We start from the raw sequence: 26,394 nt of genomic DNA, 5'->3' as shown, positions 1-26,394 counted from the left end.
AAATAATAGCAAAAGTTATAAAATTGTTGGCGCACACAATAATTATTTATATTTTCGTGTACGCACACGAATTTGTTTATTGGAAGTGAAAGATTAAAAAAATCAAAAATATATATAGATGAGTAAAGTAATCGTAGTAACAGGAGCTGGAGGCGTATTGTGCAGTGCGTTGGCAAAAGCTTTGGCAAAGCAAGGGCATAAGATGGCGGTTTTGGATTTAAAGCTTGAAGCAGCAGAAAAAGTTGCTGATGACATTAATGCAGAGGGGGGATTTGCAATAGGCCTTATGGCCAATGTTTTAGAAAAGGCATCGTTAGAATCAGCTAAGGCAGAAGTCAATTCAAAATTAGGAAGCTGTGATATATTAATAAATGGCGCCGGAGGAAATCATCCATTAGGAACCACTTCTAATCCTCACCTCTTAGAAGACGATTTGGAGAACACTACTGAAGGATTTAAAACATTTTTTGATTTAGACCCCGAAGGCATCAAATTCGTGTTTAACTTAAATTTTATAGGAACCTTATTGACAACACAAATTTTTGCTAAAGATATGGTTGGGAAAAAGGGATGCAGTATTTTAAATATTTCATCCATGAACGCCTTTACGCCATTAACAAAAATACCAGCTTACAGTGGTGCAAAAGCGGCAGTTTCCAATTTTACACAATGGTTGGCAGTACATTTTTCAAAAGTAGGGATAAGAGTTAATGCCTTGGCACCAGGATTTTTCTTGACAGATCAAAACAGGACCTTACTGACCAATTCAGATGGCAGTTTAACAAAAAGAGGGCAGCAGATTATAGACCAAACCCCCATGGGTCGTTATGGAGAACCTGAAGATTTAATAAGTACAACTTTGTACTTATGTGATGATGCGTCTTCTTTCGTTACAGGCGTTGTCATTCCAATAGATGGTGGCTTTTCTGCTTACAGCGGTGTTTAATTGAAATTAAAAAATTATGGAACAAACATGGCGTTGGTACGGACCCAATGATCCCGTAGCCTTATTAGATATAAAACAAGCAGGAGCAACAGGCGTTGTGTCGGCATTACATAACATTCCAAACGGAACCGTTTGGACGCTTGATGAAATTAAAAAGAGAAAGGAAACGATTGAAAGAGCAGGACTTACCTGGAGTGTTGTGGAAAGTGTTCCGGTGCATGAAAACATCAAAACACGTTCTGGAAATTTTCAGCAGTACATCGAAAATTACAAACAAAGCATTCAAAATTTAGCCGCCTGTAGCATCCAGATTGTGTGTTATAACTTTATGCCTGTTTTGGATTGGACACGTACCGATTTGGCTTTTGAAGTAGAAGATGGCTCTAAAGCCTTACGTTTTGATAGGACGGCTTTTGCAGCGTTTGAATTGTATTTATTACAGCGACCAGGTGCTAATGATTCATATTCTGATGAGGTACAAGCAGAAGCGAAAGCCTATATCGATACGCTTTCAGACGAAGCTAAACAAAAATTAGTCAATAATATTATTGCCGGTCTGCCAGGAGCAGAAGAAGGCTATACGTTGGAGCAATTTCAAACCATTTTAGATACCTATAAAGACATTGATGCAAAAAAGTTAAGAGAAAACCTAGCCTCGTTTTTAAAGGAAATCATTCCTGTAGCTTCCCAAAATGATGTCTTGATGTGTATTCATCCGGATGACCCTCCGTATCCAATTTTAGGATTACCAAGAGTGGTTAGTACAGAAGACGATTATGCCTATTTATTTGAGCAAGTTTCAGACAGATCTAATGGCATTACTTTTTGCACAGGGTCTTTAGGCGTGAGAGCTGATAATAATTTGGTTCAAATTTTTAAACGTTTTGCAGACCGTGTTCACTTTATTCATTTAAGAAGTACAAAGCGCGATGCGAAAGGCAATTTCTATGAAGCCAATCATTTAGAAGGCGATGTTGATATGTATAGCGTGGTAAAGGAAGTCATTGTTGAAGAGCGCAGACGTAAAGCAGCAGGTGTCAAGGACCGATTAATCCCGATGCGTCCAGATCATGGTCACCAAATGTTAGACGATTTACACAAAAAAACAAATCCTGGCTATTCAGGAATTGGCAGATTACGAGGCTTAGCCGAATTACGCGGATTAGAATTAGGGATCTCAAAAAGTTTAATCTAACATTATGATTAACGCAACAAATATTATTACCGATAATTTTTTATTGCATTCAAAAGCAGCCGAAATTTTATATCACGAGTATGCCAAAGACATGCCTATTATTGATTATCACAATCACTTATCACCAAAACTCATTGCAGAAAATCAGCCTGTAAAAAACATTACCGAAGTCTGGTTAAATGGAGACCATTACAAGTGGCGGGGTATGCGTGCCAATGGCATAGATGAAAACTTCATTACAGGTTCAGCTAGTTTGAAAGATAGATTTGATAAATGGTCAGAAACTGTGCCTTACACCTTAAGGAATCCACTCTTTCACTGGACACAGTTAGAATTAAAACGCTATTTTGATATCGATGATATTCTCCAGCCAAGTACTTCCAAAGCTATTTATGAAAAAGCAAATACCGTTTTAGAACATAAAACCCCCGCACAGTTATTAGAAGATATGAATGTTGAGGTGGTTTGCACTACAGACGACCCAACAGATGATTTACAATATCATAAAACAATAGCAAAAGCTAATTTCTTTACGAAAGTATATCCAACCTTTAGAGCAGACGAATTGTTTTTGATTGGGCAAGAAAAGTTTATTACTTACCTGGATAAATTAAGTGCTTCTGTAAATTTTGAGATAAAAAACTATTTAGATTTTATAAAAGCCATCGATGCCAGAATTCTTTATTTTAATGAAAACGGTTGTCGTCTATCAGATTTTGGTGTGGGAGAAGCTTTATTTATTGAAGATTTTTCAGAGGAAGAAGTCGCTGCTATTTTCAATAAGAAATTAGAAGGAGAAGCACTATCGGCCTTAGAGATTAATAAATACAGATCGAGTTTATTCATTTATCTTGGTAAAAAGTATCACGAATATAATTGGGTACAACAATACCATTTAGGACCTATTAGAAATAATAACAGTCGATTAGTAGAACAAGTAGGACTGGATGCAGGCTGTGATTCTATAGGCGATTTTCCTATGGCAGAGTTTATGTCTAGACTTTTTAATACGCTCAATGCCACAGACCAGTTAGCAAAAACGATCACCTATAATTTAAATCCGTCGCAGAACGAAGTGTTTGCCACCATGATGGGAAATTTTCAAACAGGTGGAGCTCCAGGTAAAATGCAATGGGGTTCTGGCTGGTGGTTTTTGGACCAGAAAGATGGCATGGAAAAGCAATTAAATACCCTGTCTAATATGGGCTTATTAAGCCGTTTTGTTGGGATGCTTACGGATAGCAGAAGTTTCTTGTCGTTTCCAAGGCACGAATATTTTAGAAGGATATTATGTGATTTATTAGCTGAGGATTTAAATAAAGGATTAGTTCCAAATGATATTATGTTCTTGGGTAAAATGATTCAAGACATATGTTATAATAACGCTAAAAACTATTTCAATTTTAATTGAATCAACACATAATAAAGGAAACAGATTATGAGTAAACCAATAAAGATTGGCAATTACAGACACCAAATTTCAGGGCTTTTAGCGTTCACAACAATAACAAAGCTTTCAAGAAATTGAATGGTTTTTGTTTTATAATTTGCCCATTATTTCAAAATTAAGCCAATTTAATATTGAATATTTGTTGAGATTAAGACCGTATTTAAAACTTCTTACTTCTGTTATGGTGTTGTTCAGAATCATAAACAACCTCAACAAAGGACTTATCTATTGAATCAAATCTAACATGTGAATTTACAAAATAGGAATTTCATCTAAAATGAATATTTTGAGTAGTAATAAGATAATGCTTATGATTTCATTTTAATTAAGTCTAAGTAATTTACCACGTCCATTCTGGGCATTTATCTTTATTAAGACTTATCAAATAACCAAAACCATCTTGAATATCCCAATATTCTGAATCATCAACATAAACGCAAGATATAGTTGAATTATTTAAAATACTTAAAAGTCTGTTGTATTCAGTTTCAGAAATTAAATGATAAACTTGAAGACAAGGAATATTATTACTATCAAAACAATCACAATCATCAGTTAAACTTGCACTATAAAAAAAGCAAGGTTCAACTTGTTTATCGTCATCTTTACTGCAACTTATCAAGCCAATAAAAATAAAAACTATTGCATAAATTAATTTTGTTTTCATCATTGCGAACTTTAAATTATTATTCAATAACAGAATTAATAAGTCCACTATTTAGATAAGAGTAAGTTAAGTTACATCATTTATTTCAATTGATTACATTTTATTGATTTATAATAATAGTCTAAAGATGAATTTTTTTTATTGAAACTTTCCAGCATACTTATCAAGACCATGACCGTATTTAAAGCTTCTAACCTCTGTTATGGTATTATGTTCAGCATCATAAACCACTTCAACAAAGAACTTATCTATGGCATAACAGTTAATGCGAATGTCTTTAGTAATGTAGTTGTCTAAGAAAGCACCTTTATCCCAAACAGTTGCTTATTTTTCTTCTAATTATAGTTTATTGAAATCGTAAAAGGTTGTTAATTAAGTAAATACTAGATAAGGTTATTATACCAAAACAAAATAACACAATAACAAAAAGATTAAAACCAATTTTAATCACAAAATGTCAAACTATTCAAATTTAAATCTGATTTTTCAAATGTATAAATATACACACCATCTAAATTATCATTTACATAAAATTCATCCTTAAAAATAATTTTTCCATTTGAATAGGTAAAAGTTTGAATCGCCCAGTACTGTCCTCCTTCATATCCTGTTCTATATTTTAGAATATTTTTTGAGTTTTCAATAATGGTGATATGTTCTGTATCTATAGAATTATTAACATGGTAACACTCCCCTTCATATGTCCAATACGCTACCCAAGGGTTGTTTTGGTTGTTTTGAAATTTAAGAAAATCTCCTATGTATGACGGGACATTTTCCCAAACGGTTTTATCTTGACATTCTAAGAAAGTTTGACAAGAGTTGTTTATACTAGTCTCATTATCAGAGTCACTACATCCATTTAAAGCGAGTGCTATACCTGTTAAAATAAGAGCAGTAAAAAGTTGGCATATCAATTTATTGATTTTCATCGTAATAAGGATTTAGAATGTTTTAAATGTAATTAATTGTTAAGTAGTTAACATTGATTTTTATCAATTTAAATCAGGTAACTGATTATTAATAAACTTTAATTATTTAAAACTTTGCAGCATACTTATCTAAACTATGCCCATATTTAAAACTCCTAACATAGTTATGGTGTTATGTTCGGCATCTTAAACGATCTGAATAATAAACTTATCTATGGCATAACAATTAATGCGAATCTCTTAAGTAACATAGTTGTCCAAAAACATTTTTTTAACTCCACACAACAGCCTGTTTTTATTGCTGGTTAAAGAAATATAGACTATAGGAAAACTGACAATAGTCATATTTAATCTGAATAACAATTATTAATTTTGAATTCATAATTTTTTTTAATGTTTACCTCATTAAAACACATACTTTTTTTTAATCTGATCGTGTTTAGTGTAATCTCTGTACACTCGCAAAATACCACGAGTGATTACACTTCTTCCCAATTGATTAGTTATGGGCTAGATGCACCAGGAAGAATGGCTATTGATTCTAATGATTATATATATGTATTAGATGCTGACAAGAAAAGCATTGTTATATATGATGGTAGCGGCGTGTATAAAAGACAAATTATCACTGATTTTAATCCTATTTCAATTGCCGTAAATAAAAATAAACAACTCTTTGTTGGAGACGAAATTACTGGTAACATTTATCTAGTCAATACCGATGGCAGTAAAACTTTGTTCCATTCAGGTACAAAATTACCTAACTCAATGGTTTTTGGATTTAAAAATATTTTATATGTTACTGACAGTGAAGCCAAAGAAGTATTAGGGCTAGATGTATCCGGTAACAACGTACTTCAATTTTCAGATCCAAACTTTACATTTCCGACAGGAATTGCTTTTGATGAAAAAAATAATCGGTTAGTAGTCTCAGAACATGGTGGAATAGGTCCCGAAACGAATACCTATTGCAACCAAAATGGAGGTTGGGCAGTTCGAAATTATGGGCCCAATACTTCAATATATGCATTCGATTTAAATGGAACTTTATTAAATCAATTTGGATGTTTTGGCATGTATGATGGACAAAATCACCGAATTCAAGGTGTTTCTGTTGGACCATGTGGGAATATTTATGCAGTGGACCCCTATTTAGCTCGAATTAGCGTTTATGATGAATTTGGTAATTTTTTAACCCATGTGGGACAATCTGGAAATGGATCAGGAGAATTTAATCTTCCAATAGATCTCCTCTTTAGTTCAGACCATCGCTTAATTGTGTCATCTATGGATAAGGCCAGTCTGGATATATTTGAAATTGCCATGCCAATACCATCAGCAATTATTAAAACGACTGATATAACTACATGTTCTGCTTCAGTAGAACTGGAAGTTCAATTTACAGGAACAGCACCTTGGACTTTTACTTATACCCTAGACGGACTGAATCCTACACAAATTACGACAAGTGACAACCCATATATGCTAACGGCATCGGCAGGGTTTTATGAAATTACTGCATTAACGGATGGAAACTTAAACACTACAACTTGTTTTAATGGTGGAGCGATGGTAACCTCAAGTATGCAACCAACGGCAACAGTTAGTAACACCACTCTTGACAAATGCACCGATGATGGTTCCGGAATTGATATAACATTTACTGGAATACCTCCATACAAATTTACCTATACGATTAACGATAAGAACCCTATTGAAGTTACTACTACTAAACAGGTTTATACACTCATTCCAAAAACATCTGGACTATATAAAATTACCTCTATTAGCAATGATGCTTGCGGTGGTATTGTCAACAATGGCATTGTAGACGTAGTTGTGAATCCTTTACCCACTGCTGAAATCACTAATGGAAATGTTAGAATTACCATTCCAGAAGGAGGGTCAACAGAATTGACCATAGCATTAACTGGAACAGGACCCTGGACTTTTGTATATGTAATTGATGAGAAAAATTCTACAACGATAACTACCGACCAAAGCCCTTATATGTTAACAGCATCTCTTGAAGGGACTTACGAAGTCGTTCAAATAACCGATGCCTATTGTACCAGTGATATTAGTAAAGGATATCCTGAAGTTGTTTTCGGCACTATTTCAGAACCTGCGGTAGCTACTATGGAAACAAGCACTATAAATATTTGTGAGGGTAATGCAGCGACAATTCCAATTCACTTTACAGGAACTGCACCTTGGATATTTAGTTATACTATTGATGGTACTCCTGCTGGAGAAATTACAACGAGTGAAACCACCTATCAATTAATGACATCAACTCCTGGGGTTTATCAGTTAAGTTCTGTGATTGATGCTTTAAATATTCCAGGAATTTTTTCAGGTTCAGCAGTGGTTATTGAAAATCCTTTGCCAATGATAGACTTAGCGACGTCTTATATACTGTGTGAAGGTGATTCTGTTGTACTTAATCCAGGAAGTTTTGAAAGTTATCTATGGAATGACAATAGTACAAACCAAACACTCACAGTATACAGTTCTGGTTTATATAGCGTCATGGTTACTGACATAAATGGTTGTACAAATACTACAAACGTTGAAGTTATTGTAAATCCTTTACCAGTTTTGAATTTAGGTCCTGATATTATAATTTGTGAAGGTGATTCTGTTGCACTGAATCCAGGAAATTTTGTAAGCTATTTATGGAATAATGGTAGCACAAATCAAACACTCACAGCATACAGTTCTGGTTTATATAGTGTTATGGTTACTGATGAAAATGGTTGCACAAACACTGCAAGTGTTGAAGTTATTGTAAATCCTTTACCAGTTTTGGATTTAGGTCCTGATATTGTTATATGTGAAGGTGACTCTGCCTATATTTTAGATGCGGGTCTTTTTGATAGTTATTTATGGAGTGACGGAAGTACAGGAAGAACCTTGGGAATTAGCTCTGCTGGTATCTATGGGGTAACAGTTACCAATGCATCCGGTTGTTCTACTTCAGATTTCGTTAGTGTTTCTATTTCAACACTTCCTGACGCCTATTTTTATGTTAATTTCAATACATTAGAAGTTCAATTCGTTAATAATTCACTAAACGCAGATTCCCATTATTGGGACTTTGGTGATGGCACTTCCTCTACAGAGGAAAATCCGATTCATAATTATGCGTCCAAAGGGACCTATACTGTAACCTATACAGCTTTGAGCAATTATTGTGGAAGTTCAGTATTTACCGAAACAGTTAATGTGGGCGGAAAATCGACAAGTGAAATTATTGATATCTACCCCAATCCTTCAACAGGAAGTTTTACCATATTAATAAGCCCTAATGAGCCCTTATTAGGTACAATTAATATTTTAATAAATAGCACATCAGGGCAATACTTATATTCCGGAACGTACAATCCCAATATGGTTACCTCTTATAATGGCAACTATTATATTGATGTTAATATAGCCCAATTTACCAAGGGCATATATATTGTTTATATCGACGCTGGTAATTTTGTTGGACAGGATAAATTAATATTAAAGGATTAACCAGATGAAAACAAAACTACACCATATATTAAGTTCTGGATTATTTACTTCTATAATCTTATTCCTGTTTTTAGGTTCAATACATACTGTAAGTAGTCAGACTACTGTAACATTAACTAATCCAAATACGACTACATGGACTGTTCCTGCCGGTGTAACCTCTGTTACCGTTGAGTGCTGGGGTGCCGGTGGAGGTGGTGGATCTTCAGCAAATAATGCTGCCGGTGGTGGCGGTGGCGGTGGCGCTTATAGTAGGTCTTTAAATATTGTTGTTGTTCCTAATACCACAGTTGATATGCAAATTGGAGCTGGCGCACCTCAGTCTTTAAGAAATGGTGACGGTGCTGCTGGTGGTAATACATGGTTTTTAACTTCCGGGACCGTATTTGCCGAAGGGGGTATTGGAGGTCTATTTTCTGGATCTGGAGGTACTGGAGGACTTGCAGCAAACGGTATTGGAAATGATGCCACTTTATCCGGAGGAAATGGAACAAATGGCACAGGAGTCCAAGGTGGCACGGGAGGAGCAGGAGCAAATGGTGGTGGTGCCGGTGGTTCTGGTGGAAATAATATAAATGGTAACCCCGGATCACCTCCCGGTGGTGGTGGTGGTGGTTCCGGTGGCAGAAATAATCTAGGAGGAGCTAGTGCAGACGGTCAAATTAAACTTACTTATACTGTTTCTAATGACAATTGCCCTACTTCAACAAGTATTACCCCTACCGATGCACAAACACTTTGCCAGGGAGATACTTCCAACCAACTAACTGCAAATGTTGCTACTTCAGGTGGTTCAGGAACTCCTACTTTACTATATCAATGGTATTACAATACAAGCAATAGTAACACAGTTTCTGGAGCAACTTTAATTGGTGGCGCAACCAGTCAAACCTATTCACCTTTAACTACAGCAGCTGAAATTGGTACCCGATGGTATTTTTGTGTGGGCTATGCTACCGATAATAATTGTTCACAAACCAATGCAGATCAAACTTTAGCATCCAATGCAGTACAGGTAACTGTATCAGGTACACCAACTACGGCCAATGCAGGAAGCCCTCAAACTATTTGTGATGGAACAGGAGCTACTTTAAGTGCCAATACCCCAACTGTGGGAACAGGAGCATGGACAGTGGTTAGTGGCCCAAATACATCAACAGCTCAATTTAGCAGCACTACTAATCCTGCAGCTACTTTTACCCCAGTAGGAGGTAATGGAAACTATGTTTTGAGATGGACCATCTCCAACGCTCCATGTACACCATCAACATCTGATGTGACCATCACAGTTAATGCTCAGCCCACAACGTCTAATGCAGGAAGCCCTCAAACCATTTGTACTGCAGATAGTGCAACATTGGCAGCCAATACCGCAACTGTAGGTACAGGAGCCTGGTCTATACTCAGTGGGCCAAGTACGTCCACAGCACAATTCATTTCGACCACCGATCCGGGAACTACCTTTACTCCTGCAGGTGGAATCGGTGATTATGTTTTGCAATGGACCATTTCCAATGCACCTTGTACGCCATCATCCTCTACAGTAAGCATCACAGTAAAAGATGTTCCTTCATTGCCTACTATAACAGGCCCAACAACAGTATCAGAAGGCGTTCAATACGTATACAGTATTACGGCGGTTCCTGACGCAACCAATTATACATGGACTGTACCTGGGAATCCCGGCCAATGGTCACTTGATTCAGGTCAAGGTACTAATTCCATTACGGTAACTACTGGATCAAAAAGCGGAGACAATATTACGGTCTATGTAACCAATAGTTGCGGGGATGGACCTATCGCTAGCTTAACGGTTACAGTGACTGTTGCAAGTAATTGTCCCACATCCACTTCAGTGAGTCCATCAGGAATTCAAACGGTGTGTCAGGATGTCGCAGCTACCCAATTAACAGCAAACATCACAACTTCCGGTGGTTCTGGAACCCCAACCTTATTATACCAATGGTATTACAATACAAGCAATAGCAATACTGTAGGTACGGCATCCCTAATTTCTGGGGCAACGGCTTCTACTTATACTCCTCCAACCGATGTGACCACCCTTGGTGATCGTTGGTATTTCTGTGTGGGTTATGCTACTGACAATGGTTGTAGCCAAACCAATGCTGACCAGACTTTAGCTTCCAATGCGGTTCAGGTAACGGTAACGCCTCCTGCACCCGTACAACCCGGTGCTATAAGCGGATCACCTACAGTATCAGAAAATACTAGTGGATTGATATATAGTGTTACAGCAGTGCCTAATGCTACGTTTTACACCTGGAGTGTTCCTGCAGGCTGGACCATAAATTCAGGACAAAATAGCAATTCCATTTCTGTGACTTCAGGAGCAGCCGGTCAAAACGGTAATATTTCTGTATATGCAGGAAATACCTGTGGCAACAGTGCGACGACCACCTTAGCTGTAACTTCTGAAGCTATAAATTGTCCCACATCAACCTCTGTAGCTCCTAATACATTTCAAAATTTATGCGTTGGTGACCCTGCTACCTTATTAACTGCTTCTGTTGTAAGTTCTGGAGGTTCCGGAACTCCTACGATACAATATCAATGGTATTATAATACCAGTAATAGCAATAATATTGGTTCGGCTACCCTATTGGCAGGTGCCACTTCGCAAACCTATACGCCTGATACGTCCATTTCTGAGGCAGGAAATCGTTATTATTTCTGTGTAGGTTACGCTTCAGATAATGGTTGTGGACAGAGCAATACGACCCAAAGCTTGGCTTCAAACCAAGTAAGAGTATTGGTAACACCCATACCAGATATACCGGGAGCAATTTCAGGACAGCCAGACACGACTCCAAGTACATCGGGGTACGTCTATAGCATTTCAGCTGTTACATATGCTACATCTTATACTTGGACAGTACCTTCAGGATGGGCTATTAACTCTGGGCAAGGATCGACTTCCATTTCTGTGACTTCGGGAGCTGATGGGCAAAATGGAAATATTACAGTTACAGCTACTAACGTTTGCGGAACCAGTGCAGCCTCCATTTTGGCTGTCACTTCTACTACAGCCGCAAGTCCGCCCACCATTACATTAGGAGCCATTGCACAAATCTGTAAAGGAACCACAGCGGCCAACTTGCCTTATACGGCAACTACCGATAATCCTGATCTGTATAGCATCACTTTTAACAGTACAGCATTGGCTGCAGGATTCTCAAATGTTGTTGATGCCGCTTTACCCGCAAGTCCTATTTCTATCACTGTGCCTGCTGCAGCTCCAAAAGCTAAATATTATGGGACATTAAAAGTAAAAAATTCAACTAGTGGATACTCCAGTATAGGATATGCTTTAGTTATTGATGTAAATGATATTCCACCAACACCAATTGTTAATGGGAATGCCACAGTGCCGCAAAACAGTACGGGTTTCAAGTATTCGGCCTCAGCCAGTGGAGCAACATCATACACCTGGTCTGTACCTTCTGGATTTACAATTACTGCAGGACAGGGAACAAGTCAAATCACTGTCAGTTCAGGCCCTGCCCAAGCTGCTGCTAATATTACGGTTACTGCAACAAACACCTGTGGTACCAGTGCATCCGGATCAAAAACAGTCGTCATCTCAGTGGCAACAAATCATACCTATTATAATTGTTCGTCCTGTCATATTACGCATAGCGCTCCTGGAATGAGTTTGACCAATGTGTCTGGTAATGATAATTTATGTCAGAGCTGCCATACCTCTACAGGTGCGGCCAGTGCTAAACCTTTTACCGCTGCTGATAATATCAATACTTTTCCAGCTACCGGTGATTCTCATCCCTGGAATGTCAATGCCGTGAATGCTTCTAAGGAAACCAATTTACCTAGTAACTCTCAAATGGCGCTTAGGGTTATTTCGGGTCAAATCATATGTTCTACATGCCATGACCAGCACAATACTTCAGTGGCTTCACCTCATTTGAGGGCAAGTAATGTAGGCGATGCTATGTGTAAGGATTGCCACTCTGCTCGAAATGTAGGGATTTATAGTGATGCTCCATCAACCAATAAAGGGTCCCACCCCGTTGGTATAACCTATAATGGAGGCGATTCAAGATTTAATGCCGCTCCAACCAATACCCAATTAATAAATTCAAAAGTGGAATGTTCCAGCTGTCATGGTGTCCATGATGTGACGGGGTCTTTGGGGTTGGCAGCCAATGGTAACCTTTTAAGAACTACTAACGATGCATCATTATGTACCGATTGCCATACTTATAGTACGCATAATGGTATGGACTGTCTGGATTGCCACCAAACCCATAATACAAACAAAGGAAACATCTATATGGTGAGAAATACTATTACAACCCCTAATAGTGGTAATAAAACTGTAGTATTCACCGCTGAAACCAGTACTAACTCGTTTGCTGATGGTAATGCAACCTATAATGGTGTATGTGAAGTTTGTCATACTTCAACCACGCATTTTAATAATACAGGTACTGCCAGTGATCAGAATCATACGAGTCAAGGTGCAGGAATACCTGGACAAAACTGTACCGTTTGCCATCCACATAGCTCCAATTTCTCGCCTTCAGGAGGTGGTTGTACCTCATGTCATGAATCTACGGCACCAACATTTCTTTCAGCAGTGCATGTTACCCATAAAGATAAATATGCATGTGCAACCTGTCATTTCGGACATGGTAGTGGGGGTACTTCAGAAGGTTCTCATCCAAGCGGAACCATAAATATTGTTTTTGATCCAAATGGAATGGCCACAAGGAATGGTCAGGATGCAAATACGCCTGTATTCAATGGAAATAAAACATGTAGCAACATTTATTGCCATAGTAATGGTAGAACTTCTCATCGTGGTCAGGAAGCTGATTTCGCTACTAATCCATGGAATTCATCAACAAATCCAACAGGTGCTTTTGAATGGAGTTCTACAGTTGGCCCACAACAGGCAACTTACATTACTACTCCAGTTTGGAATGCAGGAACACTAACAGCTTGTAATAGTTGTCATGGCGCGGCCGGTAATATGGAACCGGACTATACCATAACAAATACTGTAGCTGGTCCTGTTACTGGAACAGGTGATGTGCCTCCATTTGATAGCCATACAAGAGGAGCTCATATTTCAAATAGCCAAAACCTTTCAGGTAATGGCTGGAGTCATGTGCAATGTTTCTGGTGCCACAATGCAACTAATGGTAGCGATGCTTCTCCTAATTTACAAGGCACATATGGTACTTCTTTTCACGTAGATGGTGAAAGTTATTTTAGACCGCTTTGGTGGAGTAATGGGGGTACTATGGTTAATACAATAACCTATAGTGCAGAAGGTTCAGCAGGACATTGTGGAAATGGTAAAACTTGCTGGTAATAAAACTAATTTTTTATGATAGCCCATTATAGAAATTTTACAAGGTATCTTCTTGTAGTTTGTTTTTTGTTAAGCCTTATTTCATGTAAAAATGACAAGAAAACAGTTTTATTCGAAGAAGGACATGGTCAGCTTTTTAAAATTATTGATTCAAAAAATCTTGGCCTCTCTAAACTATCAACCATCTTTCAGAATGATGCCTGGACTGTTGAAACTTCCAATTCAGAAATTACAGATGAACTTCTTAATGATATAGATGCCTTAGTTATTACTGGTGCGTTTAAATCAATTACCCAAAATGAAATAGGAGTGATTAAACGTTTTCTTGAGAAGGGTGGAAAACTCGCTGTAATGTTACATATTGGACCACCGGTTGCAGCCTTGCTTCATAATGTGAATGTTTCTATTTCTAACGGAGTTATTCATGAAACCGGAAATTTGATCATTGGAAATGATATCGATTTTAAGGTAGTGAATTTAAACATTCATGAACTCACTAACAATTTGAATGATTTTACCGTTTATGGTGGATGGGCTTTGTTACCAACCAATTCGAATGGCCATGTAGTGGCACAAACCAGTACTAAATCTTGGATAGACCTAAATGGTGATAATAAAGCGGATGCACAGCAATCCTTTGCAACTATTGTGGTCGGTACTTTTGGTTTGGGTGAGTTCGTTGTGTTTTCAGACGATGCCATATTCCAAAATATGTTTCTAAAAGAAAACAATTACGAACTGGCTCAAAATCTTGCACAGTGGTTGGCCAATTAAGAGTATTGTTATTTTACAAAAGCACTACTAAAGTATAAGTTTTTAGCAATTAAATAGTACTCACTTAAAGCGTTTTTACTAATAAAGCCTTGCTCATAATATAGAACAAGGCTTTTAGTCTTTAATAAAAAACCAATGATTATTCTTTTACATTGTACATTTTATTAGTTCGTTCTTTAATGCCTGCGATGACAATAAAAATGATTATCATTATTATGGTTATCCAGGCCCATATAGGGAAGACAGGGGTTTCTCCATTGGCATAAGAGTGCATGCCTTTCGTAAAGTAATAATTCACTCCTAAAAAGGTCATTAATACCGATGCAAAACCAAATATGGCCGCCACATTAAAGATAAACTCACCTTTAATTTTCGGTGCTAATCTCATGTGCAATATAATGGTGTACACAACAGTAATGATCAGTGCCCATGTTTCTTTGGCATCCCAGCCCCAATAGCGACCCCACGATTCATTAGCCCAGACACCTCCAAGAAAAGTGCCTATTGTGGCTAAAAATAACCCGATGGTCAAATTCATTTCATTGATGTGCGTGAGTTCTTTGGTGATCAAAGAAAGACGGTTTGAATTTTTAGGATTTTTAAACAAATAAATACCCATATTAAATAAACCTAATACAAAACCAAGACCCAAGAAGCCATAACTAATGGTTAATGTTGCTACATGTATGATCAACCAATACGATTTAAGAACAGGCTGTAAATTGGTCAATTGCGGGTCATAACTACTATGACTGGCAGTCATTAAGGTAAAGAACGCTAACAATGCGGTGGCTGCCAAAGTAATTTTTGAGTAGCGCATAAAACTGAATCCGGCCAGTAAACTTGCCCAGGACACCAAAATTAAGGCCTCATAACCATTACTCCAAGGTGCGTGCCCTGACAAATACCAACGCATGCCCATACCGTAAGTATGGTAAAGAAAACCTACAGCCAACAGGGCTATACATGTATTTAAAGACCAAGTCAGAATCTTACTTTTCTTTGTGCGTAAATTATCAACAAAGGCTAGGAATAATAATAAAACACTTAACAAACCATATACATTTTTTAAATTGATAAAAATGTTGGATTTATTATAACTTATTTCCTTTTCTATTTTGGTTACTGAAGGAATAATATCTGCCGCAGTACTCTGCCGTTGAATACTTTTAAGATATCCCAATAATTTATCAGCCTTTTTATAATCAGCAGTTTTGGCGGCCTCAATAAGCTCTATAAAATAGGAGCGCATAATACCACTATAATTCAGCACTGGTAATTGCAGATCGTCATTAATAATTTTAAGGGGTCCTGTGAGAGGCTGTTGTGCGAGTTGGTCTTCCCAGCTTACCCATTTATTATTTTCTGAGTTCTGAACTGGAAAAATATCGAGCATATGCCCTTGAAAAGTCATCATAAATATTTCCAACCGCTCATTCACCTTTATAATTTCCTTATCAAATGTATTGCGTTCAGCATCTGGTTTTCTAAAAGCAGTTTCAGCAAATGATTGTAATTTATAGGCGCCTTTATCATTGAAAAAATCGCTAAAAGCTACATATTTACCAGTAATACCAATAACATCTGTAACCGATTTTTCACGTACATAAATAATCTTTTGAGCTTTCCAGAAGTCAGCATTGATAGGCATATCTAAAAAAACCTGCATCGCTGACATTTCCCCTCTACCTGGAATAACAAATTTATCTTTTCTCCCAATTTTATGCATCACATCAATTGCCAATGTGTGTACAGGTGCAAATCGGCCCTCATAATTTTGCACAATCAATTCGCCAAATTTATTGGCATGCTCCTTACTTACCGAGTAAGGGTTTACTTGATGTTCATGCGCTTGCTGTTGCTGTGCAAAAAGTGACGAGGTGGATAGTAAGACTACCAATAACAAGGTCAGCCCTTTTCTTTGCGCTCTGAGATTCCTTATCTTACCCATTAATTCCCAATATCTGGAGTTTTTATTAAAGAGCGTCCAAACAAACCCAATAATCATTAAAGCATATCCTAAGTAGGTAATCCATGTGCCCCAAAAATCATGGTTTACTGATAACACGGTTCCTTTTTCGTCCTGATCATAAGATGACTGGAAAAAACGATAGCCACCATAATCCAAAACATTATTCATGAATATACGGTGGTCTTGTTTAATACCTTTAGTTGGATCAATTAGGGTCACTTCACTGGCATATGACGATGGACTCATGGAGCCTGCATAACGTTCCAATTCAAATTTGCGTAGCTGTAATGAAAATGGTAGCTCTATTTTTTTTACTCCATAGGCTAATTTAAGTGAAATATCACTCAAGGGTACTTCTTGAAAATTATCAATATATCCCGGGCCTCCTAAAATGGTAACTTCTTGTGATGCGCCATTATGCTTCACATCTAAAATTAAGGCCCCAGGTAAATTTTCTTCCGTTGTGCTTTCCACATATTTTACAGTATTATGTTGCGTTATTTTGGTTATTACAACAGCTATTCCTGACCCCTCAGGCTGGTACAGCACCATGGGTGTAAATGCTCCTAAACTATCTTTTTGAATAAGACCTTCTGTCATGGCAGGCATAGCCGCTGTTATAATGCTGGCAGGATAGCTTATAAATAATCCATCCGCATTCTCTGTTATATTTAAAGCGTCAGGACGTTGATTGTTGTTAAATGCTAAAGGCGTATTATGCATCATTTTAATCTCTCCTTCTTTTAACTGAATTTCATGCTGATGTCCTCCGTCATCACTAACCGTTAAATACAGGATGGTAAAACCATTTTCCGTTCCTTCCACATAGGTTTCCTGCGCTTTTTTTAGATAATTTTTATAACTGATTTCTACAGTCCCTTTATTCGCTGTTTTAAGGTCTACTTTAAACGAATTATCAGTGAGCATTCCAAAAGTCAGTAACTGATCAATGGAATAATCCTGTACACCGTCATTAGCTCTTACATTTAAATAGGTTTGATCACTAAAAATATAATTGGAGCTATCTCCTTCCCTGATGTGCATTGTTCCTTCAAATCCTGCATATCTTGTTACACCGGCTCCAATAATGATGATGATAAAAGCAGTGTGAAACAAAAAGCCTGAAAATCTTTTCTTTGTTAACAAATTATAACGTGGGATACTCCCAATAAAATTAAGAATCATCAAGAGCATTAAAAGCTCAAACCATTTAGCATTATAAATTAATATTTTGGCCGTTGTTGTATCATAAGAATTTTCTATAAAAGTTGCCACAGCCATGGCAATTGCAAAGATTACCAGTAAGCCTAGGGTGGTTCTTGGAGAGAAAATTATTTTTAATAGTTTTTTCATAATTGATGTATTTATCCTGATATATAATAACAAAAGTAGCATAAACCACTTTTGATTTTAATGATATTTATCAGGTTATCATAGCTATATTTACTCTATTTTTGCTATATAAACTAGAGATTTAAACCTATTAGCCATGAAATATTATTTAAGTTTAGCACTTGTGATTTTGTTATTACTTGTGTCCTGTAAAAATGAGACAAAAACCGAAACAGCAAATACTGAGGGTATACATAAAGCTACTGCACAAGAAGTCCTTCAAGTAAATCAATATACTTACATACGCGTTTTGGAAGACGGTATTGAAAAATGGATTGCCGCACCAACAACCGATGTAAAAGTTGGAGAAACCTATTATTATGGTAAACCCATGGAGATGCAAAATTTTGAGAGTAAAGAGTTAAACAAAACCTTTGAGACTATTTATTTCATTGAAAAAATAAGTGCCACTGAAGACGATGTAAAATCGCCATTAACTGCCAACCCGCATCCTTTACCTATGGTGCCCAATCAGCAATCAGCCACTACAGAGGCTGCTAAACCTACGATCGATAAAAAGGATGTTAAGGTTAATTCTTCAGAGGGAACTATCAGTATTGCAGAATTATTTAAAAACAGAGAAGCTTATAATAATACGGTGGTTAGGCTTAGGGGAGAGGTTACCAAATATAACCCGGCTATCATGAATGTTAACTGGCTGCATATGCAGGATGGTACCGAGTACAATGGTGAATTTGATCTTACCGTTACCACTACAGCAACCGTACAGATTGGAGATGTTGTTACCATAGAAGGAAAAGTAGCTTTAAACAAGGATTTTGGCGCAGGTTATATCTATAACATTATTATAGAAAATGCCAGCATTATAAAATAATATTGAAATAAAACATATGAAACTTTTAAGATTAGTACTCGTTGTAACGCTATCCCTATTTGGCTTTTGTGCCACGGCACAGGACCCGCATGCCGAAACCGGTTTAAAAAAGGTCATCGTTCAGGAAGTGCTGCAAGTATCTTCTTATACCTATTTGAATGTACTGGAAGGTGAAGAAAAAACATGGCTTGCTGTCCCCACCATGGAGGCCAGTATAGGGGAGGTTTACTATTATAAAGGAGGTATGGCGATGCCTGATTTTCATAGTACGGAACTTAACAGAACATTTGATTCTGTTCTTTTTTTAGGCGCTATTACCAGCGCCGAAGCCATAAACCTTGAGGAAGGTATGGTCGACCCGAATGCACCAAAGGAAGACGTTATACCCGCCAAACAACCCACTCTTAATCAGTTAGAATTAAATATAGATGCTATTGATGGTGGAATTCGTATTGGTAACTTATTCGAAAACACACAACAATATGCAGGAAAGAAAGTAAAAATTGTTGGCGAAGTCACCAAATTCACTGCCAGTATCATGGGTAAAAACTGGATCCATTTTCAGGATGGTACTGCCTTTGATGGGGCTTACGATTTAATGATTACCAGTCAGGAAAACCTAAATGTAGGTGATGTGGTAGTTTTTGAAGGGGTTATTGCAATAAATAAAGATTTTGGAGCAGGATACTTCTATAAGGTTATTATGGAAGATGCTGTTTTAGTTAAATAATTTAAATCAAAAACAAGCATTAATAACTTATTAGGATCAAAATAAAAAGACCGGCATATATAGCCGGTCTTTTTAAAACCATATCATTTTGAAACCTTTATAATTGCCATTGCTTTACTATCTGGCATAACTTTGTTCTTTATGGCAACCTGTGGCACAGGTACCTCCATTCTCATTTTCAATATAATTTAAAGGCATATCCCATCGTCCAAATTTAACCGTAGTGGCAATTAACTTGGTATTGTTGGCCGCATGGATATCATGACAGGATGTACAATTACGTCCTTTTTCTTTATTGACGTGTACATAGTGTAAATTACGATCTCCCTGTCTGAATTCCGTACTTGTACTGGTGGTTTCCAGGTTAAACAGATCGGTGTCATGACATTGGAAACATAAGGCAAAATTATCTTCAATTCCTTTAACATAGATACCTGCAGTATAGTCTTCTGTTAATAGTTTTTCTCTTGCTGATAAATGCGGATCGTGACAAGAGGTACATTTTGAATTTAGGGCCCTGTGTTCATAGCTGCTTTGGCTGAGGTGCTTTTCAATATTGGCTATGAGCGTACCGTCTTCCTTTTTAAGTATTTTGTTATGGCAGTTCAGGCACAATGTCCTGCCAGTGTCTACCAATAGTTTTTTCTCGGCTGAAGCGTGTGGCTCATGGCACTGTAAACAGGCGCCTTCTTCAAAAGATGCGGTATGTACCGATTTTGCCGTGGCCCTATCTTTATCCATATCACTATGGCAGAAAAAGCACATGTCAGGAGCTGAAGTAAACACCAGCTTTTCATTATTGGAACTATGTACTTCATGGCATGTTGTACATTCGCCGTTTTTAACAGGCTTGTGTACATATTTTAAGCTGTGTGCTTCCTTATGCTCTGTATGGCAGGAGTAACAGAGGTCGGCCCCTTCGGCAAAATAGTTAAATGCCGACACATCTTCTACTGGGTGTTCTTTTCCATTGGGCTCGTGGCAACTGGTACAATCGGTAGCCGCAGGCCCGTGTAAGATGTCTTTTTTTATGGTGCGTTTGTGACAGTTTGTGGTACAATTGTCTGTACTGCCATTCTGACCCAATAAAGGCAGACTAAACAACAGAAAAAAAGCCAGAACGGTTGTTCCTATGAGGTGTATTTTATTGACATGCCGGCAGTTTGTTGTTGTAGTTTTCATAATCTTTAGGAATTATATATAAAGTTAAAAATTTCTAGTGATTCTAAGGTTAATAGCATTAAAATTATAGTCTTCAGTAATTAAATATTCTCTTCTGTAAAGATCTAACGATAGGGCTATAGTTAATTTGTTGAATGAGGTGGAAAATTCTGCCCTTGAGGTAAATAGATCCAGGTCAATGCCCACGCCCTCCTGTTTTCTGTAACCCGCTGTGGCAATCAATTTGGTAGTGCGATTGAACTGATAGGCCAAATTTCCCGAAGCACTGATAAATAACTGGGTTCTGTCTTCCTCACCAATCATATCATAATCCTTAACATTGGCATTGATGACATAGCTCAACTTATTATTTAGTCTGCCATTGATATTTAAAAAATAGGAGTTCAGTTTATAAGGGACAATGGTAGAATTATAGTGGTCTTTTTCTGCACCCAACTCTATGCCGTCATAATGAAGCCGTATTCCAATAAGGTTTTGATTGGTATAATTTAAAATATCGGTATTCGTGACATTAACATCTTTATAATCTATATTAAAATGCCTGTAGTACACATTAACTAAATTATTAAAGACACTGAGTTGTGAATTAAACTGATGGTTTGTTGATGTAAAACTGAAACTTTCCAGGCTTTGGCTTGTAAAATCGAGGTAAACCTGGGTGTTATTTGGGATCAGCCCTCCTGGTAAGCGCTGTATTTCATAAAAGTTATTGTTATTTATGAGAATATAATCCAGGTTTTCCTGATAAATTAAGGCTCCCGTAATATCTTTTACCACGATGGTCTCTTCAAGCACATTGGGGTAAGGTATGATGGTCACTTCGGCATCGTTAAGCACAAAAGATTCATTAAAATAGGATATGTCAATTGGTTTACTATCCCTGTCCAGTTTATTAATTGCATAATTGTAGGATAAGGAAAGTTTACTTTTATAGGGGAGTGTCTTGGTATATATAAAGCCAGCCCTTAAAAAGTTTGATAGTTCTTTAAACGCCGTTTGTTTTGTGTTTCTGGATTCATAAGCAATATAAGAGTTTAAGCTCTCATAGAGTTTATGCCTTAAGGTCCCGGTATAATTGATATTATCAATCTTTTGATTATTTTGATCAATTTTATTAAAGTTAAACATACCTGCAAAGTCTAAATTGTATGGCAAAGCATACCTCAGGTTTTCATTTACACTAAAGCGTTTATAGGGGTTGAACCCTGTAGTTTCCATATTTGATATATAAGAGTTAAGTGATTTATCCTTCTTCCTGTCAAAATAAATGCGATCGCTTAAATTTAGTGTTGTGGTACTTAACGCATTAGTATAAACCCCTAAAAGGGCATTAGTAAAACTTCGCTGTGAAAATTTTAAATCATGGGTATCAAAATCGCTAAAAGACGTTTTTGTGGTTAGGATAAGTTCATCCCCTTTATTTGTAAAGGTACGGTTAAAGGGCTGTTGCTCCTGTTGCCTGTCAAAATTTAAATATCTTAAGTGTAAAGGTGCAAATTTGTTCCTAAAATTGATTTCACCTCCAAAATCTAAGCTGTTATTTTTAGTTTCACTAATAGCTTCAGCATTGGAATAGGAATTCATAAGATTTAAAAATGTTCGAAAATTCAATCGTTTTTTTCTAAAAATAGCGGTGCCCAATCGTAATTGTCTGGATACCGATTCCAGAGCATAATCGGGCTGTAAAATGGAATTGTTTTGCCCGGCACCAGGAAAGTACGTACCCCCCACATCTAAGACGATAAAATTGGGATGCCAGAAATACGATCTGGCATTCACATCCAGTCTGCCTGACCAAAATGTATTTTCAGTTTCATTATCGGTACCCACTGTTTTAGAACCGGTATTTCTATACGTACCTAATAGTTCCAATTTGCCATTAAGGTCCATCAGGTTCCAGAAGGCAGGCTGATACACATTCTGTGCATAAGTACTACAGATAAACATTAAACCTAGTATGGTCACTCTTAACGGTTTCACTGCTTATCTGTTTTGGTTAAAAGAAACGTTTTATTGCTGCCATGTGGGTTATGGCAGTCTGTACATTGTTGCGCTCTTGCCTCTGTATGTGCTGTACTCTTATCTATATCTTTCTGATTATGGCAATCAATACACAGCCCATTCCCCGTTATTTTTAATAAATGCGTTTGTTTGGAGTTATGACTCTCATGGCAGGAGGCACATAAGCCTGCCGCTACAGGGCCATGTACATAAGTGTGGTTGGTATTATAATTGTCATGGCATTCAAAACAACTGTTTTTGTTTAAAAAATGAGACGTGCTACCGCCATGTGCATTATGGCAGGTTAAGCATTGCTTATCGGCAATGGTTTTATGGATATTAGTAGCTTCTATATACTCTTTATTATGACAGTTGTAGCACAACTCGTTATCGTTTTTTAATAAAAGTGCTCTATTTTTCGATTTGTGAGGATTATGGCACTGCGAACAATAACCTACAGCTACCGGGCCATGTAAGATCTGATACTGGTTTTCAAAGGCATCATGACAGGTGTAACATAAGGCTTTGTTTTTAGCCATTGTCTGACCTCTTGTGAATTTTTGATGGCAAGTATTGCATTTTTTTTCCTGAAAAGGTTGATGATAGATTACTTTTACTTTTTGTAAAATACTATCCCGTTTTTTATATCCGGTTGAATCAATATTTTTAATATCTAATTGGTTTCCTTTTAAAGGATCTGGTACTCCATCAAAAAAAAATGATTTGACATTATAACTGCTTTTAGGGCCGCATGACATCATAAGGAGTGTGCAAACAAGAACTTTGAAAACTATGGTATATACATTTTTAATCATGGTGTACACCTGGTTATGCTTTTATAAGCATGGCAGCTATTATTATGTTATAACAGCACTACTCAATACGTCACTATTTCTTAAGTTCAATTCTTCCATATACAGAAACTTTATCAGGGCCATACTGGTTGGTCACCAGTATTAAATACTGTAAGGTATAGCGCGGATCTACCAAATCTTCAAAATAGGTTGTGTTGCTATAATCAATGGTAATTTGTGCAGGCAGATACATATCGCCAGGACCTTTATAGGGCCCGCCAAAGAACATCAATAAGTCACCGTCTTTATTAAAAAGCTGTGCATTCTCAAAGGCCGCATCCAGTACATACACATGGTCCTCCTTATCCACCGCATTCCCTTTGGGCCGTGTAAATTGGCCAAATCCTTTACCAAGGGCTCCAATTTTTTTTAAGAACTCACCCTTAAGGGAGTAGACTTTTACCGTAAAATCACCTGTATCGGTAATGTAAATGTTGTTATTGGAGATGCTTATGGCGGTGGGCGAGTAGAGCCAGTCGTCATTACCGGCCACACTGTCCGGAAAATAGCTTAAAAATTCTTTAGTCGTTTTATCAAAGATGTTGACGCGGTTATTTTGTATATCGGGCACATAAATTTTATCGCCCTTTACAGCGACGTCAATAGGCCTGTAATTCACCTCTTTCCCAAATTCTGTCATATAATTAAAATCGGTATCATAAACAGAGATCACACGTTGCAGCGGATTTGCAAGATAGATAAACCCCTCACTATCAACAACAGTGTTAATGGCCTGGGCCACCCCTTTTTTTAGTTCTGGCTGTAGCACTTTAAAACTTTTAGCTTCCAGATCAATTATGTCTATGGTATTGTTACCCAAATCGCAAATATAAATTTTACCCTTACCAGTAGCAATACCATAGGGTTTTTCAACTTTTAAAACTGTTTGTTCGCCCACAATGGAAGATTTAAATGCTGACTGTACCGCTTCAATATCGGTCGATTTGCTAAATGCTCTTAAAAACTGTACACGAGCCGTATCAGGTTCCTGAGGGTAAAATATGGGTTTGGTTTGGGTTAGCTTAACATCTGCTATTTTTGGTGCACATGAGAATGCGAAAATATACATACACGTCCCTAATAGACAATATTTAAAAAAAATCAGTTTAGTTTTCATACTTATAATTTAATGAGCGCTCGAAGATTACGCAGTGATGCTTAACTGTAAAGGTATTTATTCCCTATCTGGAAAAGTATGATATATATCAACTTTTTGCCTGTAATAAGCGTCTACCAACGTTTAATTTTAAAGTCTATAAAGCATAAAAAAAAGGCAAATACCATTTGCCTTTTTTTTATTAATTAATAAGATGTAATTATTTGTTATGACAAGTTAAACATAGGGCACTTGCAGAATTACTCATTACTAAAAAAGCACCATTTGTATCATCATGAGCATTATGGCAAGAAGCACATTCTACATTATCGCCAAATAATAAAGTTGAAACTGCAGTTGTTACAGCAGGGTCATATAATCCACCATCAGCAGTAAATAAAGCAGTATTATAGGTAAAAGACACAGGATGATGAGTTGTTAGATTTGTGCCTAGAAGTGCAGTACCAGTTATGGCGTTTCCAGTTGCATCAGTAGTTTGACCATAATTTGCTAAGTCCACTGTACCATCATGACATCCTAAACATAATTTAGATGTGCCCGCTGGCTGTGTTATAGTAGCGTCAGAATCAAAAGTAGAAGATACTGTGCTTGAATATAAAGTGTAATCTGCTACTGATTCAGTATGGTTCCATAATGGTCCGTTTGCTGATATAGCATTGTGTGGGGTATGGCAAGTGATACAGACTTCATCAGTACCAGTATTCCAAGTTGCACCTGATAAATCATGTGCAGTTCCAACAACTGATTGAGCAAATGCAAATGTCGCGAACATTGCAAAAGCAAGAGTTAATAAATTTTTTGTTGTTTTCATAATACTTAAATTTAAGATTGTTGATTATATATAGATTAAAAAATGGTTAATTAATTGTTTATTAATTGTTTATAAAAATAACAAGATGTCTCTAAAAAAAACATGACATTTGTTAGCTTTTTTATATATGATTATATTTTGTTATAATTAGTTGTGTAAAAATATAACATGTTGAAAAACAATATAATACACGGTTAGAAAGCGGACCTTTTAGCGACATTTTTTTTATTTATGGCGACACTTTTTTTTATGAAAATCATAAAGCATTGATATGCAGTCAATTGCATTATTTATAATGAATTTAATTAAGCCAAAAAATGGGTGAATTCTTTTAGTTGGCCCAAAAGTTTTGGAAAAAGTTAATTTAGGTAAAAAGTTTTTTTGTAATTATAATCAACTTGTTAGGTTGTAAAATTAATGTATAAAAGAGATAAAAAACTGTTAAGTTGAGGTGCCAAAAGGGGCGTAGTCTGTTTGGAGATTTGATTCATGAGATTGCCACGCCCTATTCCAGGGCTCGCAATGACGGTTCCTTTCCGTCACTGCGAGGAGTACAGCGACGTGGCAGTCTGTATAATGGGGTGTTCTGATTCATGAGATTGCCATGCCCTTTTTCAAGGGCTCGCAATGACGGTTCTTTTCATAAGATTGCTTCACC

Annotated in this window: 16 protein-coding genes; 8 read left to right on the top strand and 8 right to left on the bottom strand. The window is 36.9% G+C overall.

The window, feature by feature from the left end:
• Positions 1-118: 118 nt before the first annotated feature.
• Genes V8G56_RS13365 through uxaC form a run of 3 tightly spaced genes read left to right on the top strand, consistent with a single transcriptional unit; the run spans position 119 to position 3,552 of the window.
• On the top strand, positions 119-946 hold the full coding sequence (locus tag V8G56_RS13365) for an SDR family oxidoreductase (protein ID WP_395438956.1): 828 nt from the start codon (positions 119-121) through the stop codon (positions 944-946).
• A gap of 16 nt (positions 947-962) precedes the next feature.
• Positions 963-2,141, top strand: a complete 1,179-nt coding sequence (gene uxuA, locus V8G56_RS13360; RefSeq protein ID WP_395438955.1) for a mannonate dehydratase — start codon at positions 963-965, stop codon at positions 2,139-2,141.
• A gap of 4 nt (positions 2,142-2,145) precedes the next feature.
• Positions 2,146-3,552, top strand: a complete 1,407-nt coding sequence (gene uxaC, locus V8G56_RS13355) for a glucuronate isomerase (protein ID WP_395438954.1) — start codon at positions 2,146-2,148, stop codon at positions 3,550-3,552.
• A gap of 379 nt (positions 3,553-3,931) precedes the next feature.
• Here uxaC and V8G56_RS13350 read toward each other — a convergent pair whose 3' ends face one another.
• A complete protein-coding gene (locus V8G56_RS13350; protein WP_395438953.1) occupies positions 3,932-4,258 on the bottom strand; it encodes a hypothetical protein in 327 nt (108 codons plus the stop codon).
• Between the two features lie 443 nt (positions 4,259-4,701).
• Positions 4,702-5,190 (bottom strand): hypothetical protein, encoded by a 489-nt coding sequence (locus tag V8G56_RS13345; RefSeq protein ID WP_395438952.1) that lies wholly within the window; start codon positions 5,188-5,190, stop codon positions 4,702-4,704.
• A gap of 393 nt (positions 5,191-5,583) precedes the next feature.
• Here V8G56_RS13345 and V8G56_RS13340 point away from each other — a divergent pair, with 393 nt between their 5' ends.
• From V8G56_RS13340 to V8G56_RS13330, 3 genes are read left to right on the top strand one after another with little or no spacing between them, the layout of a single operon-like run.
• Positions 5,584-8,712, top strand: coding sequence for a PKD domain-containing protein (locus V8G56_RS13340; RefSeq protein ID WP_395438951.1), 3,129 nt, complete (start codon positions 5,584-5,586; stop codon positions 8,710-8,712).
• A gap of 4 nt (positions 8,713-8,716) precedes the next feature.
• Positions 8,717-14,068, top strand: coding sequence for a glycine-rich domain-containing protein (locus tag V8G56_RS13335; protein ID WP_395438950.1), 5,352 nt, complete (start codon positions 8,717-8,719; stop codon positions 14,066-14,068).
• A 15-nt stretch (positions 14,069-14,083) separates the two neighbouring features.
• The gene (locus tag V8G56_RS13330) at positions 14,084-14,842 is read left to right on the top strand and encodes a DUF4350 domain-containing protein (RefSeq protein ID WP_395438949.1); all 759 of its coding nucleotides are present in this window, start codon (positions 14,084-14,086) and stop codon (positions 14,840-14,842) included.
• Between the two features lie 139 nt (positions 14,843-14,981).
• Here V8G56_RS13330 and ccsA read toward each other — a convergent pair whose 3' ends face one another.
• Positions 14,982-18,167, bottom strand: coding sequence for a cytochrome c biogenesis protein (gene ccsA / locus V8G56_RS13325; protein ID WP_395438948.1), 3,186 nt, complete (start codon positions 18,165-18,167; stop codon positions 14,982-14,984).
• Positions 18,168-18,303: 136 nt separating this feature from the next.
• Here ccsA and V8G56_RS13320 point away from each other — a divergent pair, with 136 nt between their 5' ends.
• Together V8G56_RS13320 and V8G56_RS13315 are read left to right on the top strand one after the other, a co-directional pair.
• The gene (locus V8G56_RS13320; RefSeq protein WP_395438947.1) at positions 18,304-19,041 is read left to right on the top strand and encodes a hypothetical protein; all 738 of its coding nucleotides are present in this window, start codon (positions 18,304-18,306) and stop codon (positions 19,039-19,041) included.
• A gap of 16 nt (positions 19,042-19,057) precedes the next feature.
• The gene (locus tag V8G56_RS13315; RefSeq protein ID WP_395438946.1) at positions 19,058-19,771 is read left to right on the top strand and encodes a hypothetical protein; all 714 of its coding nucleotides are present in this window, start codon (positions 19,058-19,060) and stop codon (positions 19,769-19,771) included.
• 117 nt (positions 19,772-19,888) lie between these two features.
• Here V8G56_RS13315 and V8G56_RS13310 read toward each other — a convergent pair whose 3' ends face one another.
• The 5 genes from V8G56_RS13310 to V8G56_RS13290 form a co-directional block, all read right to left on the bottom strand.
• Entirely contained in the window at positions 19,889-20,953 is a 1,065-nt protein-coding gene (locus V8G56_RS13310) for a cytochrome c3 family protein (RefSeq protein WP_395438945.1), read from the bottom strand.
• Between the two features lie 24 nt (positions 20,954-20,977).
• On the bottom strand, positions 20,978-22,933 hold the full coding sequence (locus tag V8G56_RS13305; RefSeq protein ID WP_395438944.1) for a hypothetical protein: 1,956 nt from the start codon (positions 22,931-22,933) through the stop codon (positions 20,978-20,980).
• Complete coding sequence (locus V8G56_RS13300) at positions 22,930-23,769, bottom strand: cytochrome c3 family protein (protein WP_395438943.1); 840 nt, start codon at positions 23,767-23,769, stop codon at positions 22,930-22,932. Before V8G56_RS13300 ends, V8G56_RS13305 begins: the two co-directional genes overlap by 4 nt.
• Positions 23,770-23,842: 73 nt before the next feature.
• A complete protein-coding gene (locus V8G56_RS13295; RefSeq protein WP_395438942.1) occupies positions 23,843-24,925 on the bottom strand; it encodes a 6-bladed beta-propeller in 1,083 nt (360 codons plus the stop codon).
• A gap of 199 nt (positions 24,926-25,124) precedes the next feature.
• Complete coding sequence (locus V8G56_RS13290) at positions 25,125-25,736, bottom strand: cytochrome c3 family protein (protein WP_395438941.1); 612 nt, start codon at positions 25,734-25,736, stop codon at positions 25,125-25,127.
• Positions 25,737-26,394: the final 658 nt, after the last annotated feature.

The sequence above is a fragment of the Gaetbulibacter aquiaggeris genome, from assembly GCF_044003965.1.
In the GTDB taxonomy this organism is placed as follows: domain Bacteria; phylum Bacteroidota; class Bacteroidia; order Flavobacteriales; family Flavobacteriaceae; genus Yeosuana; species Yeosuana aquiaggeris.
This window is presented reverse-complemented; position numbering and strand designations above follow the sequence as displayed.

Excerpts from the sequence above, each read along its gene's own strand:
- V8G56_RS13350 (WP_395438953.1), bottom strand. The coding sequence starts at position 4,258 with ATGAAAACAAAATTAATTTATGCAATAGTTTTTATTTTTATTGGCTTG.
- V8G56_RS13310 (WP_395438945.1), bottom strand. The coding sequence starts at position 20,953 with ATGAAAACTACAACAACAAACTGCCGGCATGTCAATAAAATACACCTC.
- V8G56_RS13340 (WP_395438951.1), top strand. The coding sequence starts at position 5,584 with ATGTTTACCTCATTAAAACACATACTTTTTTTTAATCTGATCGTGTTT.
- V8G56_RS13330 (WP_395438949.1), top strand. The coding sequence starts at position 14,084 with ATGATAGCCCATTATAGAAATTTTACAAGGTATCTTCTTGTAGTTTGT.
- V8G56_RS13290 (WP_395438941.1), bottom strand. The coding sequence starts at position 25,736 with ATGAAAACAACAAAAAATTTATTAACTCTTGCTTTTGCAATGTTCGCG.
- uxaC (WP_395438954.1), top strand. The coding sequence starts at position 2,146 with ATGATTAACGCAACAAATATTATTACCGATAATTTTTTATTGCATTCA.
- uxuA (WP_395438955.1), top strand. The coding sequence starts at position 963 with ATGGAACAAACATGGCGTTGGTACGGACCCAATGATCCCGTAGCCTTA.
- V8G56_RS13300 (WP_395438943.1), bottom strand. The coding sequence starts at position 23,769 with ATGATTAAAAATGTATATACCATAGTTTTCAAAGTTCTTGTTTGCACA.
- V8G56_RS13315 (WP_395438946.1), top strand. The coding sequence starts at position 19,058 with ATGAAACTTTTAAGATTAGTACTCGTTGTAACGCTATCCCTATTTGGC.
- ccsA (WP_395438948.1), bottom strand. The coding sequence starts at position 18,167 with ATGAAAAAACTATTAAAAATAATTTTCTCTCCAAGAACCACCCTAGGC.
- V8G56_RS13320 (WP_395438947.1), top strand. The coding sequence starts at position 18,304 with ATGAAATATTATTTAAGTTTAGCACTTGTGATTTTGTTATTACTTGTG.
- V8G56_RS13295 (WP_395438942.1), bottom strand. The coding sequence starts at position 24,925 with ATGAAAACTAAACTGATTTTTTTTAAATATTGTCTATTAGGGACGTGT.
- V8G56_RS13365 (WP_395438956.1), top strand. The coding sequence starts at position 119 with ATGAGTAAAGTAATCGTAGTAACAGGAGCTGGAGGCGTATTGTGCAGT.
- V8G56_RS13345 (WP_395438952.1), bottom strand. The coding sequence starts at position 5,190 with ATGAAAATCAATAAATTGATATGCCAACTTTTTACTGCTCTTATTTTA.
- V8G56_RS13335 (WP_395438950.1), top strand. The coding sequence starts at position 8,717 with ATGAAAACAAAACTACACCATATATTAAGTTCTGGATTATTTACTTCT.